The organism is Pseudomonas lurida, assembly GCF_002563895.1.
GTDB classification, from domain to species: domain Bacteria; phylum Pseudomonadota; class Gammaproteobacteria; order Pseudomonadales; family Pseudomonadaceae; genus Aquipseudomonas; species Aquipseudomonas lurida.
Genome location: NZ_PDJB01000001.1, coordinates 2,860,530 through 2,873,817, shown reverse-complemented (window position 1 = coordinate 2,873,817; position 13,288 = coordinate 2,860,530). Strand labels below are relative to the sequence as shown.

Below are 13,288 nucleotides of genomic sequence, written 5' to 3'. Positions count from 1 at the left end.
TTCTATTTAATATCGCGTCGACACACCATGCCCTTTACACATCTCGTTCACAGCATCGCCGCCTTCTGTCGCAGCAAGTCGATAAACAACCCCAACTCGCGGCTGACCCCTTCGCCTTTGCGCAACAAGATGCCAAACGGTGCCAGCCGCACCTCCAGGGCCACCGGCAGCGCCACCACCAGACCCATTTTCAGGTAGTCGCGCAGGGCACTTTCCGACAGCACCATCACGGCATCGGTGAGCTGGATCAACTGCTGCATGGAATACACCGAGCTGCATTCGATGATGTCGGCCGGGCTCGGCAGCGCGAGATCCTGCAGGGCCTGGTCGAAACCGATGCGTGCCGGGCTGGTTTGCGGTTGCAGGATCCACGGCCAGTCACGCACCAGTTCATCCAGCGGCAAGTGCTCACGCTGGGCCAGCGGATGGCCTGCATGCACGACCACCAGCAAGCGTTCGTTGCCCAGGGGTTCGAAGCTGTAGTGCTCGCTATCGGTGGCCGCGTTGCGCCGCGAGATCGCCAGGTCGATGCGTCCCTGCTCAAGCAACTGAATCACCTGGTCGCTGGTATCGCCCATGATGCGGATACGCAATTGCGGGTTCAGCGACTTGATCTGCGCGATGCAGTCCATCACCAAGTCCGGCGCGGCGCCCATGATGGTGCCGATCGACAGGTAGCCGTAACCGCCCTGCTGGCGCGCCACCAAGTCTTCGGCGCAACGGTCCAGGCCACTCAAGGCCGATTCGGCGAAGCGGATCAATTCCTGGCCAAGGGCCGTAGGGCGCATGCCCCTCGGCAAACGTTCGAAGAGGTCGCAGGCGAACATGTCCTCGATCTCGCGCAGCATGCGCGTAGCCGCTGGTTGCGACATGTTCAGCGCCTGGGACGCGCGGTGCAGGTTCTGGCTGGAACTCAGCGCTACGAGCATGTGCAGATGCTTGTAGCGCAGGCGGTTGAACAGGCTGGGAGAGATCGCGGGACTACGCATTTTTTTCCTCGAAACCGATACCCTGAGGTTATCACTTGTAAGCGAGATTCGATTTGTAGCGCATTGCTCGGCCGCCGTACAGTCCGTCCCATAAGAACAAAACAACGGACGCCACTATGAACACCCTGCCCGCGCCCCTGCTCGCCAAGATTTCCTGGCGGCTCCTGCCCTTCCTGCTGTTGATGTACATCATGGCCTTTCTCGACCGCGCCAACGTCGGGTTCGCCAAGCAAGCCTTCCAGGCCGATACCGGTTTGAGCGACGCCGCCTTCGCGTTCGGCGCAGGCGTGTTCTTTGTGGGTTACGCGCTGCTGGAAGTGCCCAGCAACCTGATCCTGCACCGCGTCGGTGCCCGCCTGTGGATGTGTCGCATCATGGTCAGTTGGGGCCTGATTTCTGCCGCCATGGTATTTGCCCATAACGAAACCAGCTTCTATGTCCTGCGCTTTTTACTCGGCGTTGCCGAAGCCGGGTTCTTCCCCGGCGTCATCCTCTACCTCACCTATTGGTTCCCCCAGGCCGTACGCGGCAAGGCCATGGGCTTCTTCTACTTTGGCGCGCCCCTGGCGTTCATCTTCGGCAGCCCGTTGTCCGGGTTGCTGTTGGAGCTGGATGGCTTCGGCGGCATACACGGCTGGCAATGGCTGTTCGCGGTGGAAGGCCTGATGGCAACGGCGGTGGGCATCTGGGCCTATTGGTACCTGGACAACCGCCCCGCCGACGCCAGGTGGCTGACCGCGGCAGAGCGCGAGCAGGTGCAGCGCCTGCTGGATCAAGAAGACCAGCACAAAACCTCCCACGGCCGCAGCCTGCTCACTGTGCTGTGCCAACCCTCGGTGTTGTACCTGTGCCTGGTGTACCTGCTGATCCAGGCCAGCGTATACGGTGTGGTGTTTTACCTGCCGACCCAGGTGGGTGACCTGCTCGGCACCAAGGTCGGGTTGCTGGTCGGGCTGGTCTCGGCCATCCCCTGGCTCTGCGCGTTGTTCGCCGCTTGGTGGATCCCCGCCTATTCCGACCGCACCGGCCTGCGTCGCCAGACCGCCTGCCTGACCCTGTTGATGGCCGCCGCCGGCATTGCCTGCTCGGTGACCTTCGCCAACCCGCTGCTGGGCATGCTCGCCCTGTGTTTCGCCGCCTCAGGCTTTATCGCCGTGCAACCGGTGTTCTGGACCTTCCCGTCCAGCTACCTGGCGGGCAGCGCCGCCGCAGCGGGTATTGCGCTGATCAACTCCTTCGGTGCACTCGGTGGCTTTATCGCCCCGGTCATCAAGCACTGGGCCGAAGGCGCCTTCGATTCCCCGGCAGCCGGCCTGTACCTGCTGTCCGCCACCACGGTACTGGCTGCGTTGCTGGTGCTGGGCATCCATTCACCCGGTCGCAGCGTGTCAAAAACGCCGGCCGCTGTTTAACGCCAGGAGTCATACCATGGGTCATCTCACCATCAAACATGTCCGCGCCTTTGTACTGCGAGGCGGCGGCGCCGATTACCACGACCAGGCCGATGGCCATTGGATCGACGACCATATCGCCACGCCCATGAGCAAGTACCCCGAGTACCGTCAGAGCCGTCGTAGCTTCGGTATCAACGTGCTTGGCACCCTGGTGGTGGAGATCGAGGCCAGCGACGGCACCGTTGGTTTCGCCGTGACCACCGGCGGCGAACCGGCCGCCTACATCGTCGAGAAGCACCTGGCACGTTTTATCGAAGGTGCCCGCGTCACCGACCTCGAAAAAATCTGGGACCAGATGTACCAGTCCACCCTCTATTACGGGCGCAAGGGCCTGGTGATCAACACGATTTCCGGTGTCGACCTGGCGCTGTGGGACCTGCTCGGCAAAGTCCGCCAGGAGCCTGTGCACCAACTGCTGGGCGGCGCGGTGCGTGACGAGTTGCAGTTCTATGCCACCGGCGCCCGTCCGGACCTCGCGCAGAAAATGGGTTTCATCGGCGGCAAAATGCCCCTGCATCACGGTCCCAGTGAGGGTGAGGAAGGCCTGCGCAAGAACCTCGAACAGTTGGCAACCATGCGCGAACGCGTCGGGCCGGACTTCTGGCTGATGCTCGATTGCTGGATGAGCCTGGACCTGAACTACGCCACCAAACTGGCGATCGGCGCCCATGAGCACGGGTTGAAGTGGATCGAGGAAGCGCTGTCACCGGACGACTACTGGGGCTATGCCGCACTGCGCGACAACGTGCCCAAGGGCATGCTGGTCACCACCGGCGAACACGAAGCCACCCGCTGGGGCTTTCGCATGCTGCTGGAAATGGGCTGCTGCGACATCATCCAGCCCGATGTCGGCTGGTGCGGCGGCCTTACCGAACTGGTGAAAATCTCGGCACTGGCCGACGCCCATAACGCGCTGGTGGTCCCCCACGGTTCGTCGGTGTACAGCTACCATTTTGTCGCCACCCGCCACAACAGCCCGTTCGCCGAGTTCCTGATGATGGCGCCCAAGGCGGATGAAGTGGTGCCAATGTTCCACCCGCAGCTGCTGGGCGAGCCGGTGCCAGTCAATGGCCGCATGCGTTTGTCGGCGTTGGATAAACCCGGCTTCGGCGTAGACCTGAACCCCGACTGCCAGCTGCACCGCCCGTACAACCGCTGAGGAAACCGCCATGAACATGCCCCGCAATGGCTTCAAGGCGGCCCTCGCCAAGGACGCCACCCACTATGGTATCTGGGCCGGTTTCGCCACCGGCTACGCCGCCGAGATCGTTGCCAGCTTCGGCTATGACTGGATGCTGATAGACGGCGAACACGCGCCCAATACCGTGCCCAGCGTGCTCAACCAATTGCAGGCGGTAGCGCCCTACACCACCGCGCCGGTGGTGCGCGCGGTCAACGGTGACGCCAGCCTGATCAAGCAGCTGCTCGATGTCGGTGCCCAGACCTTGATGATCCCCATGGTGGAAACCGCCGAGCAAGCCCAGGCCCTGGTGCGCGCCATGCGTTATCCACCCCATGGCATCCGAGGGGTCGGCGGCGGTTTGACCCGCGCCACACGCTGGGACGGTGTGCACGACTACCTGAACACCGCCCATGAGCAGCTGTGCCTGATCGTGCAGGTGGAATCGCGCCTTGGCGTCGAAAACGTCGCTGCGATTGCCGCCGTGGAAGGTGTCGACGCCGTGTTCATCGGCCCCGCCGACCTCTCCATCGGCCTCGGGCATGCTGGCAATCCCGGCCATCCCGACGTGCAGGAACGCATCAAGCACGCGGTCGACGCCACACTGGCCGCCGGCAAGGTCAGCGGCATCCTGGCGCCCAACGAAGACGACGCACGCCGCTACCAGGCCTGGGGGTGCCGCTTCATCGCGGTGGCCATCGACATCAGCCTGCTGCGCCAGAGCGCCCTGGCCACCCTCGCCCGCTATCGACCGGCTGCCGACACCCAAGCGCCTTCGCGCACTTACTGAGGAACCTGCCCATGTCATCCGTTCCCGTTTACCAAAATTTCATCAATGGCCGCTTCACCCCAAGCGAAGCGCACATCGACGTGCTCAACCCGGCGACTGGCGCGCTGCTGTCCAAGGTGCCGGCGTCCAGCGCCGCCGAGGTCGACCAGGCCCTTGCCGCCGCGCGCCAGGCGCACAAGGCCTGGGCGCGCAAACCCGCCATCGAGCGTGCCGGGCACCTGCGCCGCATCGCCGCCAAGCTGCGCGAGAACGTCGCGCACCTGGCGCGTACCATTACCCTCGAACAAGGCAAAGTCAGCGGCTTGGCGGAGGTGGAAGTGAACTTCACCGCCGACTACCTCGACTATATGGCCGAGTGGGCCCGGCGCATCGAAGGCGAGATCATTACCAGCGACCGCGCCAACGAAAATATCTTCCTGTTCCGCAAGCCCTTGGGCGTGGTGGCGGGCATCCTGCCGTGGAATTTCCCGTTCTTCCTGATCGCGCGCAAAATGGCCCCGGCGTTGCTCACCGGCAACACCATCGTGATCAAGCCCAGCGAAGAAACCCCGAACAACTGTTTTGAGTTTGCCAAGCTCGTCGCCGAGACCGACCTGCCGGCCGGCGTGTTCAACGTTGTGTGCGGTGACGGCCAGGTCGGCGGCGCGCTGACGGCGCACAAGGGCGTAGACATGATCAGCTTCACCGGCAGCGTCGCCACCGGTTCGCGGATCATGGCGGCCGCCGCACCGAACATCACCAAGCTCAACCTCGAATTGGGCGGCAAGGCACCGGCCATCGTGCTGGCGGATGCCGACCTGGAGCTGGCGGTCAAGGCCATCCGCGACTCGCGCATCATCAACACCGGCCAGGTGTGCAACTGCGCCGAGAGGGTGTACGTGGAGCGCAAGGTCGCCGACTCATTCATTGAGCGCATCAGCGCAGCCATGTCCGCCACCCGCTACGGCGACCCCATCGCCCAGGCCGACGTGGAAATGGGCCCGCTGATCAATCGCCAGGGCCTGGACAGCGTCAACCGCAAGGTCCGCAAGGCCCTGAGCCAGGGCGCGAGTCTGATCAGCGGCGGGCAAATTGCCGACCTGGGCACCGGCTTCCACTTCCAGCCGACGGTATTGGCCGGCTGCCGCGCCGACATGGAGATCATGCGCGAAGAGATCTTCGGCCCGGTGCTGCCGATCCAGATTGTCGACGACCTCGAAGAAGCCATCGCCCTGGCCAATGACTGCGAATACGGCCTGACATCGTCGATCTACACCCGTGACCTGGGCAAGGCCATGCACGCGGTGCGCGAGATCGACTTCGGCGAAACCTACGTGAACCGAGAAAACTTCGAGGCCATGCAAGGCTTCCATGCGGGTGTGCGCAAATCCGGCATCGGCGGCGCCGACGGCAAGCACGGCCTGTACGAGTACACCCACACACATGTGGTGTACATGCAAAGCTGAGCGGGTTAAACGGGGCTGGGCACGCTAGCGTGCCGGCCCTTCCGAATTTGCTTTTGATAAGGACGGCGTCATGCCCCTGACTCCCTATAGCGGCCCGATCATCGACAGTCATTTGCACCTGTTCGACCCGCACCGCCCCCAGGGCATTCCATGGCCCGAGCCGGGTAATCGACTGTACGCCGCGCACCTGCCGGCAGATTACTGGGCCGTGGCGGGCCAACACAACGTGGTCGGGGCTATCGCCGTTGAAGCCAGCCCGTGGCGCGACGACAACCGCTGGCTGCTCGACGCCCTGCGCAGCGACCCGCGCATGCTGGGCTTCGTCGGCAACCTCGACCCCCTGCACGCAAGCTTTGCCAACGACCTTGATGCCCTGGCAGGCGAGCCACTGTTCCTTGGCCTGCGCTACGGCAACCTGTGGGACCGTGACCTGCTGTTGGACCAGACCCGCCCTGGGTTTCTCGACGGCCTGCGCCAGCTCGCCGCCACAGGGCGAAGCCTGGACAGCGCCAACCCGGACCCGCGACTGATCAAGGGCCTGCTGCACCTGAGCGATGCGCTGCCAGAGCTGCGCATTATCGTCGACCACCTGCCCAACGCCCAAGTCCCTGCGGCTCAAGAAGCTGCGTTTAACGCCGACCTGCTGCGCCTCGCCGAGCGCCCGAATGTATTCGCCAAGCTCGCGGAAATCCCGCAGCTCGGCCCCCAGGGCTTGATCACCGACACGGCGTTCTACAACGACCGCCTGGCCGTGCTGTGGGAAGCCTTTGGTGAAGACCGCTGCTTCTTCGGCAGCGACTGGCCCAATAGCGATCACCTGGCGGATTTCGCCACCACATTGGGGCTGGTCAAGCGCTGCATGGCCGGCAAGCCCGAGGCGAAGCAAGCCAAGTTCTTCCTGCACAACGCAGTGCGCATCTACACGCCGACGCCACCCCATGGAGACCACTGATGCAAACCCGTGCCTTTCGCATGAACCTCAACCCGGGGCAGGCCATCGAGTACCAGCGACGTCACGACGACCTCTGGCCGGAACTGGCCCAGGCACTGCTGGAAGCGGGCGTGGTGGATTACCGGATTTTCCTCGACGAACCCACCAACGCGCTGTTCGCCGTGCTGACCCACGAGGACGTCCACGGCCTGGATGAACTGCCCGGCACGGCGCTGATGCAGCGCTGGTGGACGTACATGCAGGACATCATGCCCAGCCATGCGGACGCCTCGCCGGTCAGTGTCGACTTGCTGCCGATGTTCCAACTGACACGCCCCTGATCCAACCGACGCACAACAACAATAAAAAGGATTCGACTACGTGGAAATCATTCTCCTTGGTGTGATTCTGCACTTTATCGGCGGCTTCGCTTCCGGCAGTTTCTACATCCCCTACAAAAAAGTCCGCGGCTGGGCCTGGGAAAGCTACTGGATCACTGGCGGCCTGGTGTCCTGGTTGATCGTGCCGCTCATCGCCGCGCAGCTGACGGTGCCCGGCTGGGCGCAGATCCTGCGCAATGCCGACACCAGCACCCTGCTCTGGACTTACCTGTTCGGCGTGTTGTGGGGTATCGGCGGGCTGACGTTCGGGCTGACCATGCGCTACCTTGGCTTGTCCCTGGGCATGTCGCTGATCATGGGCCTTACCTCAGCCCTTGGCGCCTTGATGCCGGCGCTGTACCGCGACCTGTTTACCACGCAAACCGAAGGCACGCTGACCTCGATGCTGGCCTCTCAAGGTGGGCATTGGGTGCTGTGGGGCGTGGCCGTGTCGCTGATCGGCATCGCGGTGTGCGGCAAGGCCGGGCTGATCAAGGAACGCGAAGTCTCCCAGGCGGTGAAGTTCGCCAGTGTCAGCGAGTTCTCCCTGGCCAAGGGCATGCTGGTGGCGGTGATCTCCGGGGTGCTGAGCGCTTGTTTCAGCTACGGCATTTCCGCAGGTCGGCCACTGGCTGCAGCGGCTGTGGAGCATGGCGCGAACAGCCTGTTCCAGAACAACGTGACCTTCATGGTGATCATGTGGGGCGGCCTGACCACCAATGGCATCTGGTGCCTGTGGCTGAACTGGCGCAACCGCACCTTCCATAACTACACCGACCGCAGCACCCCGCTGCTGGGTAACTACTTGCTGGTGGCCATCGCTGGCACCCTGTGGTTCCTGCAATTTTTCTTCTACGGCATGGGCGAAAGCCGCCTGCAGAACGACGCCAGTTCCTGGGTGCTGCACATGTCTTTCATCATCATCGTGTCCAACTGCTGGGGCCTGTACTTCCGCGAATGGCACGGCACCAGCGCCGCCAATAAAGGCGTGCTGGTAGCCGGTATCGCTGTGATCCTCGGCGCGATCGCCATGGTCGGCTACGGCAATTACCTCGGCTGATGCCGCTTATTTTCTGAAGGAGAGTCTTTATGTTGCTTGCAGACAAAACCGTGATCATCACCGGTGCCTCCCGTGGCATCGGCCGCGCCGCCGCTCGTGAATGCGCGCGCCAGGGCGCCCGCGTGGTGATCGGCCACAGTGGCAGCGGCCAGGGTACCGAGGCCGCGTACTCGTTGATCGAAGAGATCAAGGCCTTCGGCGGCCAGGCCATTGAAGTCGGTGGCGACGCGGCCGACCCGGACACGGGCGACAAACTGGTGGCGGGAGCCGTGAAGGCCTTCGGCAGCGTGGATGTGTTCGTCAATAATGCCGGCATCTGCCCGTTCCACTCGTTCCTCGACATGCCTCGCGAGGTCTACCTGAAAACCGTCAACACCAACCTGAACGGCGCCTACTTCGCCGTACAGGCGGCCGCCAACCAGATGAAGAACCAGGGGCGTGGCGGCGCGATCATCGCCGTCAGCTCCATCAGTGCGCTGGTGGGCGGCGGCATGCAAACCCACTACACGCCGACCAAGGCCGGGCTGCATTCGTTGATGCAATCCTGCGCCATTGCCCTGGGGCCTTACGGCATTCGTTGCAACTCGGTACTGCCGGGCACCATCGCCACCGACATCAACAAGGACGACCTGGCCGACGAGGAAAAGCTCGCCTACATGACCTCGCGCACGCCGCTGGGGCGCCTGGGCGAACCGGACGATGTGGCCGGGCCAATCGTATTCCTCGCCTCGGACATGGCGCGTTATGTCACCGGCGCGTCGTTGCTGGTGGATGGCGGGTTGTTCGTTAACCTGCAGTAACAACCCCCGCCCACACAAACACCACAGTGCCAACGTGGGAGCGGGCCTGCTCGCGAATGCAGGGCGTCAGTCAACCGACTCATGCCTGAACCACCGCGTTCGCGAGCAAGCCCGCTCCCACAGGGGGCTCCTGTGTGCCTGAGTTTTGCGCTGCACCCCATAAAAACAACAATCCAAGGAACCTCCCATGCGCACTACCCTCCCCCTGGCCCTGTTCTGCAGCGCCATGTCCACCTGCGCCCTCAGCGCCGGCCTGCTCGACCCTGCCTCACCTGCCATGCTCGGCGATTGGAACGGCCTGCGCCCGCAACTTGCCGAGCAAGGGTATGACTTCACGCTCAAATATGTCGGCGAAGTCGGCTCCAACCTCGGCGGTGGCTACGACTCGCACACTACCGCGCGCTGGAGCGATCAGTTGATCCTCGGCGTGAACATGGACCTGCAAAAGCTTATGGGTTGGCAGGACGCGACCTTTCGCATCGGTATCGGCGAGCGTCATGGCAAGGACATCACCAACGACCGCGTACACCAGCCTGACGCCACCGGCCTGACCTCCACCATGGAAGTGTTCGGCGGCGGCAATGCCTGGCGACTTTCGCAGTTCTGGTACGAGCAAAAATTCTTCGAACGCAAATTCGCACTCAAACTCGGCCGCTTCGGCCACGGCGAAGACTTCGACCAGTTCCCCTGCGAATTCCAGAACGTGACCCTGTGTGGCTCCCAGGAAGGCAACTGGAACGGCGTGTGGAACAGCTTCCCCATCAGCCAGTGGGCGGTGCGCGCCAAGTACCAGTTCACCGAAGAGCTCGCGGTGCAGGTCGGTGCCTACGACAAGAACCCCGGCAACGCCGAGGCCAGCAATGGTTTCAAACCGTTTATCAGTGGCTCCCAAGGCACCAGCTTCCCCATCGAGGCCATTTGGAAGAGCCAGGTTGCCGGGCTGAATGCCGAGTACCACGCCGGGTACTACTACACCAACGCCGATACCAAGGACATGCTCAAGGACGCCGACGGCAACTATGCCGCCAGCTCGCAAAAGCCGTATCGGATGTACTCCAGCAACGACGGCTGGTGGCTGTCGGGCCAACAGCAATTGACTACCGTCGATGGCAACAGCAAGCGTGGCCTCACTGTATTCGCCAACCTGACGATGAATGACCCGGACAAGAGCGTGATCAAAAACCTGATCCAGGTTGGCCTGATCTACCGTGGCCCGTTCGATTCACGCCCGGATGACACCTTTGGCATCGGCGCGTCGAAACTGCAGGTCAGTGACCGCTACACCCGCAATACGCAACTGCTCAACACGGCCAATGGCGTGAGTGCAATCGACGACCCGCTGTACGTGCCCGAGCAGCGTCGCGAATACAGTTACGAGATCAACTACGGCGTGCAAGCCACGAAGTGGCTGATGGTGCGGCCCAACCTGCAATATGTGAAATACCCCGGTGGGCTCACGCAAACCAACGGCGCGGTGGTCGGCGGCGTGCAGTTCATTGCCGACTTCTAGTCTTGCTCGTCATCCAATACCTGCCCGCGTCCCACCACGCTGGCAGGCTTGAGCACTGCACCCGGCGCCAATACCGCATTGGCGCCGATGCGGCACTGGTCACCGAGCAACGCGCCAAACTTGTCGCAACCCGTGCGCTGCAAGGTCCCGTCAACCCGCACCAGCACGTCCTTGTCATCGCGCTCGTTGCGGTAGTTGGCAACGATGCTCCCCGCCTCCAGGTTAACCCCATGCCCCAATACCGAATCGCCGACAAAATTGAAGTGCGCCAGCTTGCTGCCACTGAACATGAACGAGGTCTTCAACTCGGCACCGGGGCCGATGATGCAATGCTCATCCAGCCAGCACCCGCCACGTAGCAGTGAACCACTGGCGATAAAGCAGTGGGCGCCGATGATCACGGGCGGCTTGAGCAAAGCGCCAGCCTCGACGATGGCGGTACGGTGGATGGCGATTTCATCCTGGATGATGTACTCGTCGGCCGGGAGTCTGGCCAACAACTGGCGAACGACCGCAGGCGCCTGGGTTGCCAGTGCCCAGGGTGTAAGGTCTGCCCAAGGCGCAAGGGTGGATCGGGAGAACTGGGCGATGTAGTCGGTGAGTCGAATCAACGTCGAATCCTCTAACGGTCGGAGAAGTTCGAAACGCTAGCATGGACACACGAAACTTTACTATTTGTCTTTTTATGGATATTTTATCCAGAACAAGACAACGAGGTCCACCCATGCCATCGCCCACTTACCAAGACGTCATCGACGCCGCGCAACGCCTGGAAGGCGTTGCGCACGCGACGCCGGTGTTCACCTCGCGCACCCTCGACGCGCTGACCGGTGCGCAGGTATTCATCAAGTGTGAACACCTGCAACGCACCGGCTCGTTCAAGTTTCGCGGCGCGTTCAATGCCCTGTCGCAGTTTGACCCACGGCAGCGCAAAGCCGGCGTGGTGGCGTTTTCATCCGGCAACCACGCCCAGGGCATTGCCCTGGCGGCGCAACTGCTGGGCATCCCGGCGACCATCGTGATGCCCACCGATGCACCGGCCGCCAAGGTCGCCGCCACCCGTGAATATGGCGCCAGCGTAGTGCTGTACGACCGCTTCACTGAAGACCGCGAGCAGATCGGCCGCAACCTGGCCACTGAACACGGCCTGACCCTGATCCCGCCCTACGACCATCCGCACATCCTCGCCGGGCAAGGCACGGCTGCCAAGGAACTGCTGGAGTCCACGGGGCCGCTGGACGCCTTGTTCGTTGGCCTTGGCGGCGGTGGCATGCTCTCGGGTACAGCACTGTCGACTCGTGCCTTGTCGCCAGATTGCCTGCTGTATGGCGTGGAACCGGAAGCCGGCAATGACGGCCAGCGCTCGTTTCGCAGCGGCAGCATCGTGCATATCGACACGCCGAAGACCATTGCCGACGGCGCCCAGACCCAGCACCTGGGCAATTACACCTTTCCCATCATCCGTGACAACGTCAACGACATCCTCACCGTGTCGGATGCCGAGTTGGTACGGGCGATGAAGTTCTTCATGCAGCGCATGAAAATGGTGGTCGAGCCCACTGGCTGCCTGGGCCTGGCGGCCTTGCTCAACGACGCAGGCCGTTTCAAGGGCCAGCGGGTAGGCCTTATCGTCACCGGCGGCAATGTCGATATCGAGACGTACGCGGCCCTGCTCAGTGAGGCCTCATGAACAGCATCCACACTTCCACGGCTTCCCCGCCTGCCGGGCATTACGCCCAGGCTATCGCCCACGGCGACACGCTGTATATCTCCGGGCAATTGCCGGTCAGCCCGGAGGGTCGGCATAACCTGTCGGCGACATTTGCCGAGCAGGCTCGGATCGCCTTGAACAATCTATTGGAAATCCTGAACGCCGCCGGTGGAACGCCGGCGGATCTGGTGAAGGTCACCGTGTATGTGGCCGGCGTTGAGCACTGGCCCGCATTCGACAGGGTCTATGCCGCCGCACTGGGTGAGCACCGCCCCGCCCGCGCAGTGGTGCCGGTGCCCGAATTGCATCACGGCTATCTCGTCGAGATTGAAGCGATAGCGCGTTACTTGGCGTAGGTGTAGACCGCCGCGCGCGAGACACCCAGGTGCGAGGCCACGGTTTCCATGGCCCGGCGAATATCCAGGCAGCCGGAGTCTTTCAACTCCTGCATGAGCACACGCCGGTCCGCGGCTTTCAGTGCGCGCGGGGTCGTCGCCAGGCGTGCAGCGAACTGGTCGATACGCGCGCGGATGACGTCGGCGCCCGACGGGTCCAGGGACTCGATGAGCTTGTCGCCACTGACCGAGCCGAATTGCTCGAGCATGCCCTGCAAGCCACGGAACAACGAGAGATCGACATTCATGCACAACGCCGCAACGTACTCGCCGCCGGCGCCCTTGATGCCGATCGACGTACTCTTGACCTGGCGGCCGTCGCTGAACTGGTTCTGGTAATTGGCGATGACTTGCGGGTACTCGGGGTCGGCAATGCGCGCAAGGCCCAGCTCGGTGGTCGGGTCGCCCGGCGCGCGTCCGGACAGGTTGTTATGGATCGCCAGGATCGAGTGCTGCGGGTCGCGCAAGTCGTGCAGCACCACTTCGCAGAACGGGCTGAAGGTCTTGCTCAAGCCTTCGGCGATCTGTTCGAGCTGGCTGATCAGGTGAGTGTCATTGGGAGAGATGTTTTTCATGCAAGACAACATATCCAGTCCTGGACAGGGCGTCAATTTACACCCTGCCCCTCATTGTGGAGCCCGCA

Annotated in this window: 14 protein-coding genes; 11 read left to right on the top strand and 3 right to left on the bottom strand. The window is 62.8% G+C overall.

Annotation, left to right across the window (positions count from 1 at the left end; translation table 11 throughout):
* Nucleotides 1-47: 47 nt before the first annotated feature.
* Nucleotides 48-989 carry a LysR family transcriptional regulator gene (locus tag ATH90_RS12905; RefSeq protein ID WP_098466432.1) on the bottom strand — a complete coding sequence of 314 codons (942 nt, stop codon included), beginning with the start codon at nucleotides 987-989 and terminating at the stop codon, nucleotides 48-50.
* Between the two features lie 116 nt (nucleotides 990-1,105).
* On the opposite strand from ATH90_RS12905, the gene ATH90_RS12900 reads away from it, so the two are divergent.
* The 9 genes from ATH90_RS12900 (at nucleotide 1,106) to ATH90_RS12860 (ending at nucleotide 10,539) form a co-directional block, all read left to right on the top strand.
* A complete protein-coding gene (locus ATH90_RS12900; protein WP_098466431.1) occupies nucleotides 1,106-2,401 on the top strand; it encodes an MFS transporter in 1,296 nt (431 codons plus the stop codon).
* A gap of 16 nt (nucleotides 2,402-2,417) precedes the next feature.
* Nucleotides 2,418-3,602 (top strand): L-rhamnonate dehydratase, encoded by a 1,185-nt coding sequence (gene rhmD, locus ATH90_RS12895; protein ID WP_034108861.1) that lies wholly within the window; start codon nucleotides 2,418-2,420, stop codon nucleotides 3,600-3,602.
* Between the two features lie 10 nt (nucleotides 3,603-3,612).
* Nucleotides 3,613-4,413: an aldolase/citrate lyase family protein gene (locus ATH90_RS12890; RefSeq protein WP_098466430.1), complete on the top strand. Its 801-nt coding sequence runs from the start codon at nucleotides 3,613-3,615 to the stop codon at nucleotides 4,411-4,413.
* Nucleotides 4,414-4,424: 11 nt separating this feature from the next.
* Entirely contained in the window at nucleotides 4,425-5,858 is a 1,434-nt protein-coding gene (aldA, locus tag ATH90_RS12885) for an aldehyde dehydrogenase (RefSeq protein ID WP_098466429.1), read from the top strand.
* A 70-nt stretch (nucleotides 5,859-5,928) separates the two neighbouring features.
* Nucleotides 5,929-6,810 (top strand): amidohydrolase family protein, encoded by an 882-nt coding sequence (locus ATH90_RS12880; protein ID WP_098466428.1) that lies wholly within the window; start codon nucleotides 5,929-5,931, stop codon nucleotides 6,808-6,810.
* Nucleotides 6,810-7,130 (top strand): L-rhamnose mutarotase, encoded by a 321-nt coding sequence (rhaM, locus tag ATH90_RS12875; RefSeq protein ID WP_174555856.1) that lies wholly within the window; start codon nucleotides 6,810-6,812, stop codon nucleotides 7,128-7,130. The genes ATH90_RS12880 and rhaM overlap by 1 nt, the downstream gene beginning before the upstream one ends.
* Before the next feature lie 40 nt (nucleotides 7,131-7,170).
* Nucleotides 7,171-8,229: an L-rhamnose/proton symporter RhaT gene (gene rhaT / locus ATH90_RS12870; RefSeq protein WP_098466427.1), complete on the top strand. Its 1,059-nt coding sequence runs from the start codon at nucleotides 7,171-7,173 to the stop codon at nucleotides 8,227-8,229.
* Between the two features lie 29 nt (nucleotides 8,230-8,258).
* The gene (locus ATH90_RS12865) at nucleotides 8,259-9,029 is read left to right on the top strand and encodes an L-rhamnose 1-dehydrogenase Lra1 (RefSeq protein ID WP_034108871.1); all 771 of its coding nucleotides are present in this window, start codon (nucleotides 8,259-8,261) and stop codon (nucleotides 9,027-9,029) included.
* Between the two features lie 187 nt (nucleotides 9,030-9,216).
* The gene (locus tag ATH90_RS12860) at nucleotides 9,217-10,539 is read left to right on the top strand and encodes a carbohydrate porin (RefSeq protein ID WP_098466426.1); all 1,323 of its coding nucleotides are present in this window, start codon (nucleotides 9,217-9,219) and stop codon (nucleotides 10,537-10,539) included.
* Here the strand turns inward: ATH90_RS12860 and ATH90_RS12855 are convergent.
* The gene (locus ATH90_RS12855) at nucleotides 10,536-11,150 is read right to left on the bottom strand and encodes an LbetaH domain-containing protein (protein ID WP_098466425.1); all 615 of its coding nucleotides are present in this window, start codon (nucleotides 11,148-11,150) and stop codon (nucleotides 10,536-10,538) included. The two genes, ATH90_RS12860 and ATH90_RS12855, sit on opposite strands and share 4 nt — an antisense overlap.
* Nucleotides 11,151-11,263: 113 nt before the next feature.
* Between ATH90_RS12855 and ATH90_RS12850 the strand changes: the two genes are divergently transcribed.
* Entirely contained in the window at nucleotides 11,264-12,229 is a 966-nt protein-coding gene (locus tag ATH90_RS12850; protein WP_098466424.1) for a threo-3-hydroxy-L-aspartate ammonia-lyase, read from the top strand.
* The gene (locus ATH90_RS12845) at nucleotides 12,226-12,606 is read left to right on the top strand and encodes a RidA family protein (RefSeq protein ID WP_034108879.1); all 381 of its coding nucleotides are present in this window, start codon (nucleotides 12,226-12,228) and stop codon (nucleotides 12,604-12,606) included. The genes ATH90_RS12850 and ATH90_RS12845 overlap by 4 nt, the downstream gene beginning before the upstream one ends.
* On the opposite strand, the gene ATH90_RS12840 is transcribed toward ATH90_RS12845, so the two are convergent.
* Nucleotides 12,594-13,220 (bottom strand): helix-turn-helix transcriptional regulator, encoded by a 627-nt coding sequence (locus tag ATH90_RS12840; RefSeq protein WP_069023593.1) that lies wholly within the window; start codon nucleotides 13,218-13,220, stop codon nucleotides 12,594-12,596. The genes ATH90_RS12845 and ATH90_RS12840 overlap by 13 nt on opposite strands.
* Between the last annotated feature and the right edge of the window lie 68 nt (nucleotides 13,221-13,288).

Bases quoted from the DNA above. Each gene is read 5' to 3' on its own strand.
- rhaM (WP_174555856.1), top strand. From the start codon at position 6,810: ATGCAAACCCGTGCCTTTCGCATGAACCTCAACCCGGGGCAGGCCATC.
- ATH90_RS12905 (WP_098466432.1), bottom strand. From the start codon at position 989: ATGCGTAGTCCCGCGATCTCTCCCAGCCTGTTCAACCGCCTGCGCTAC.
- ATH90_RS12865 (WP_034108871.1), top strand. From the start codon at position 8,259: ATGTTGCTTGCAGACAAAACCGTGATCATCACCGGTGCCTCCCGTGGC.
- ATH90_RS12850 (WP_098466424.1), top strand. From the start codon at position 11,264: ATGCCATCGCCCACTTACCAAGACGTCATCGACGCCGCGCAACGCCTG.
- ATH90_RS12860 (WP_098466426.1), top strand. From the start codon at position 9,217: ATGCGCACTACCCTCCCCCTGGCCCTGTTCTGCAGCGCCATGTCCACC.
- aldA (WP_098466429.1), top strand. From the start codon at position 4,425: ATGTCATCCGTTCCCGTTTACCAAAATTTCATCAATGGCCGCTTCACC.
- rhmD (WP_034108861.1), top strand. From the start codon at position 2,418: ATGGGTCATCTCACCATCAAACATGTCCGCGCCTTTGTACTGCGAGGC.
- ATH90_RS12840 (WP_069023593.1), bottom strand. From the start codon at position 13,220: ATGAAAAACATCTCTCCCAATGACACTCACCTGATCAGCCAGCTCGAA.
- ATH90_RS12890 (WP_098466430.1), top strand. From the start codon at position 3,613: ATGAACATGCCCCGCAATGGCTTCAAGGCGGCCCTCGCCAAGGACGCC.
- ATH90_RS12880 (WP_098466428.1), top strand. From the start codon at position 5,929: ATGCCCCTGACTCCCTATAGCGGCCCGATCATCGACAGTCATTTGCAC.
- ATH90_RS12845 (WP_034108879.1), top strand. From the start codon at position 12,226: ATGAACAGCATCCACACTTCCACGGCTTCCCCGCCTGCCGGGCATTAC.
- ATH90_RS12900 (WP_098466431.1), top strand. From the start codon at position 1,106: ATGAACACCCTGCCCGCGCCCCTGCTCGCCAAGATTTCCTGGCGGCTC.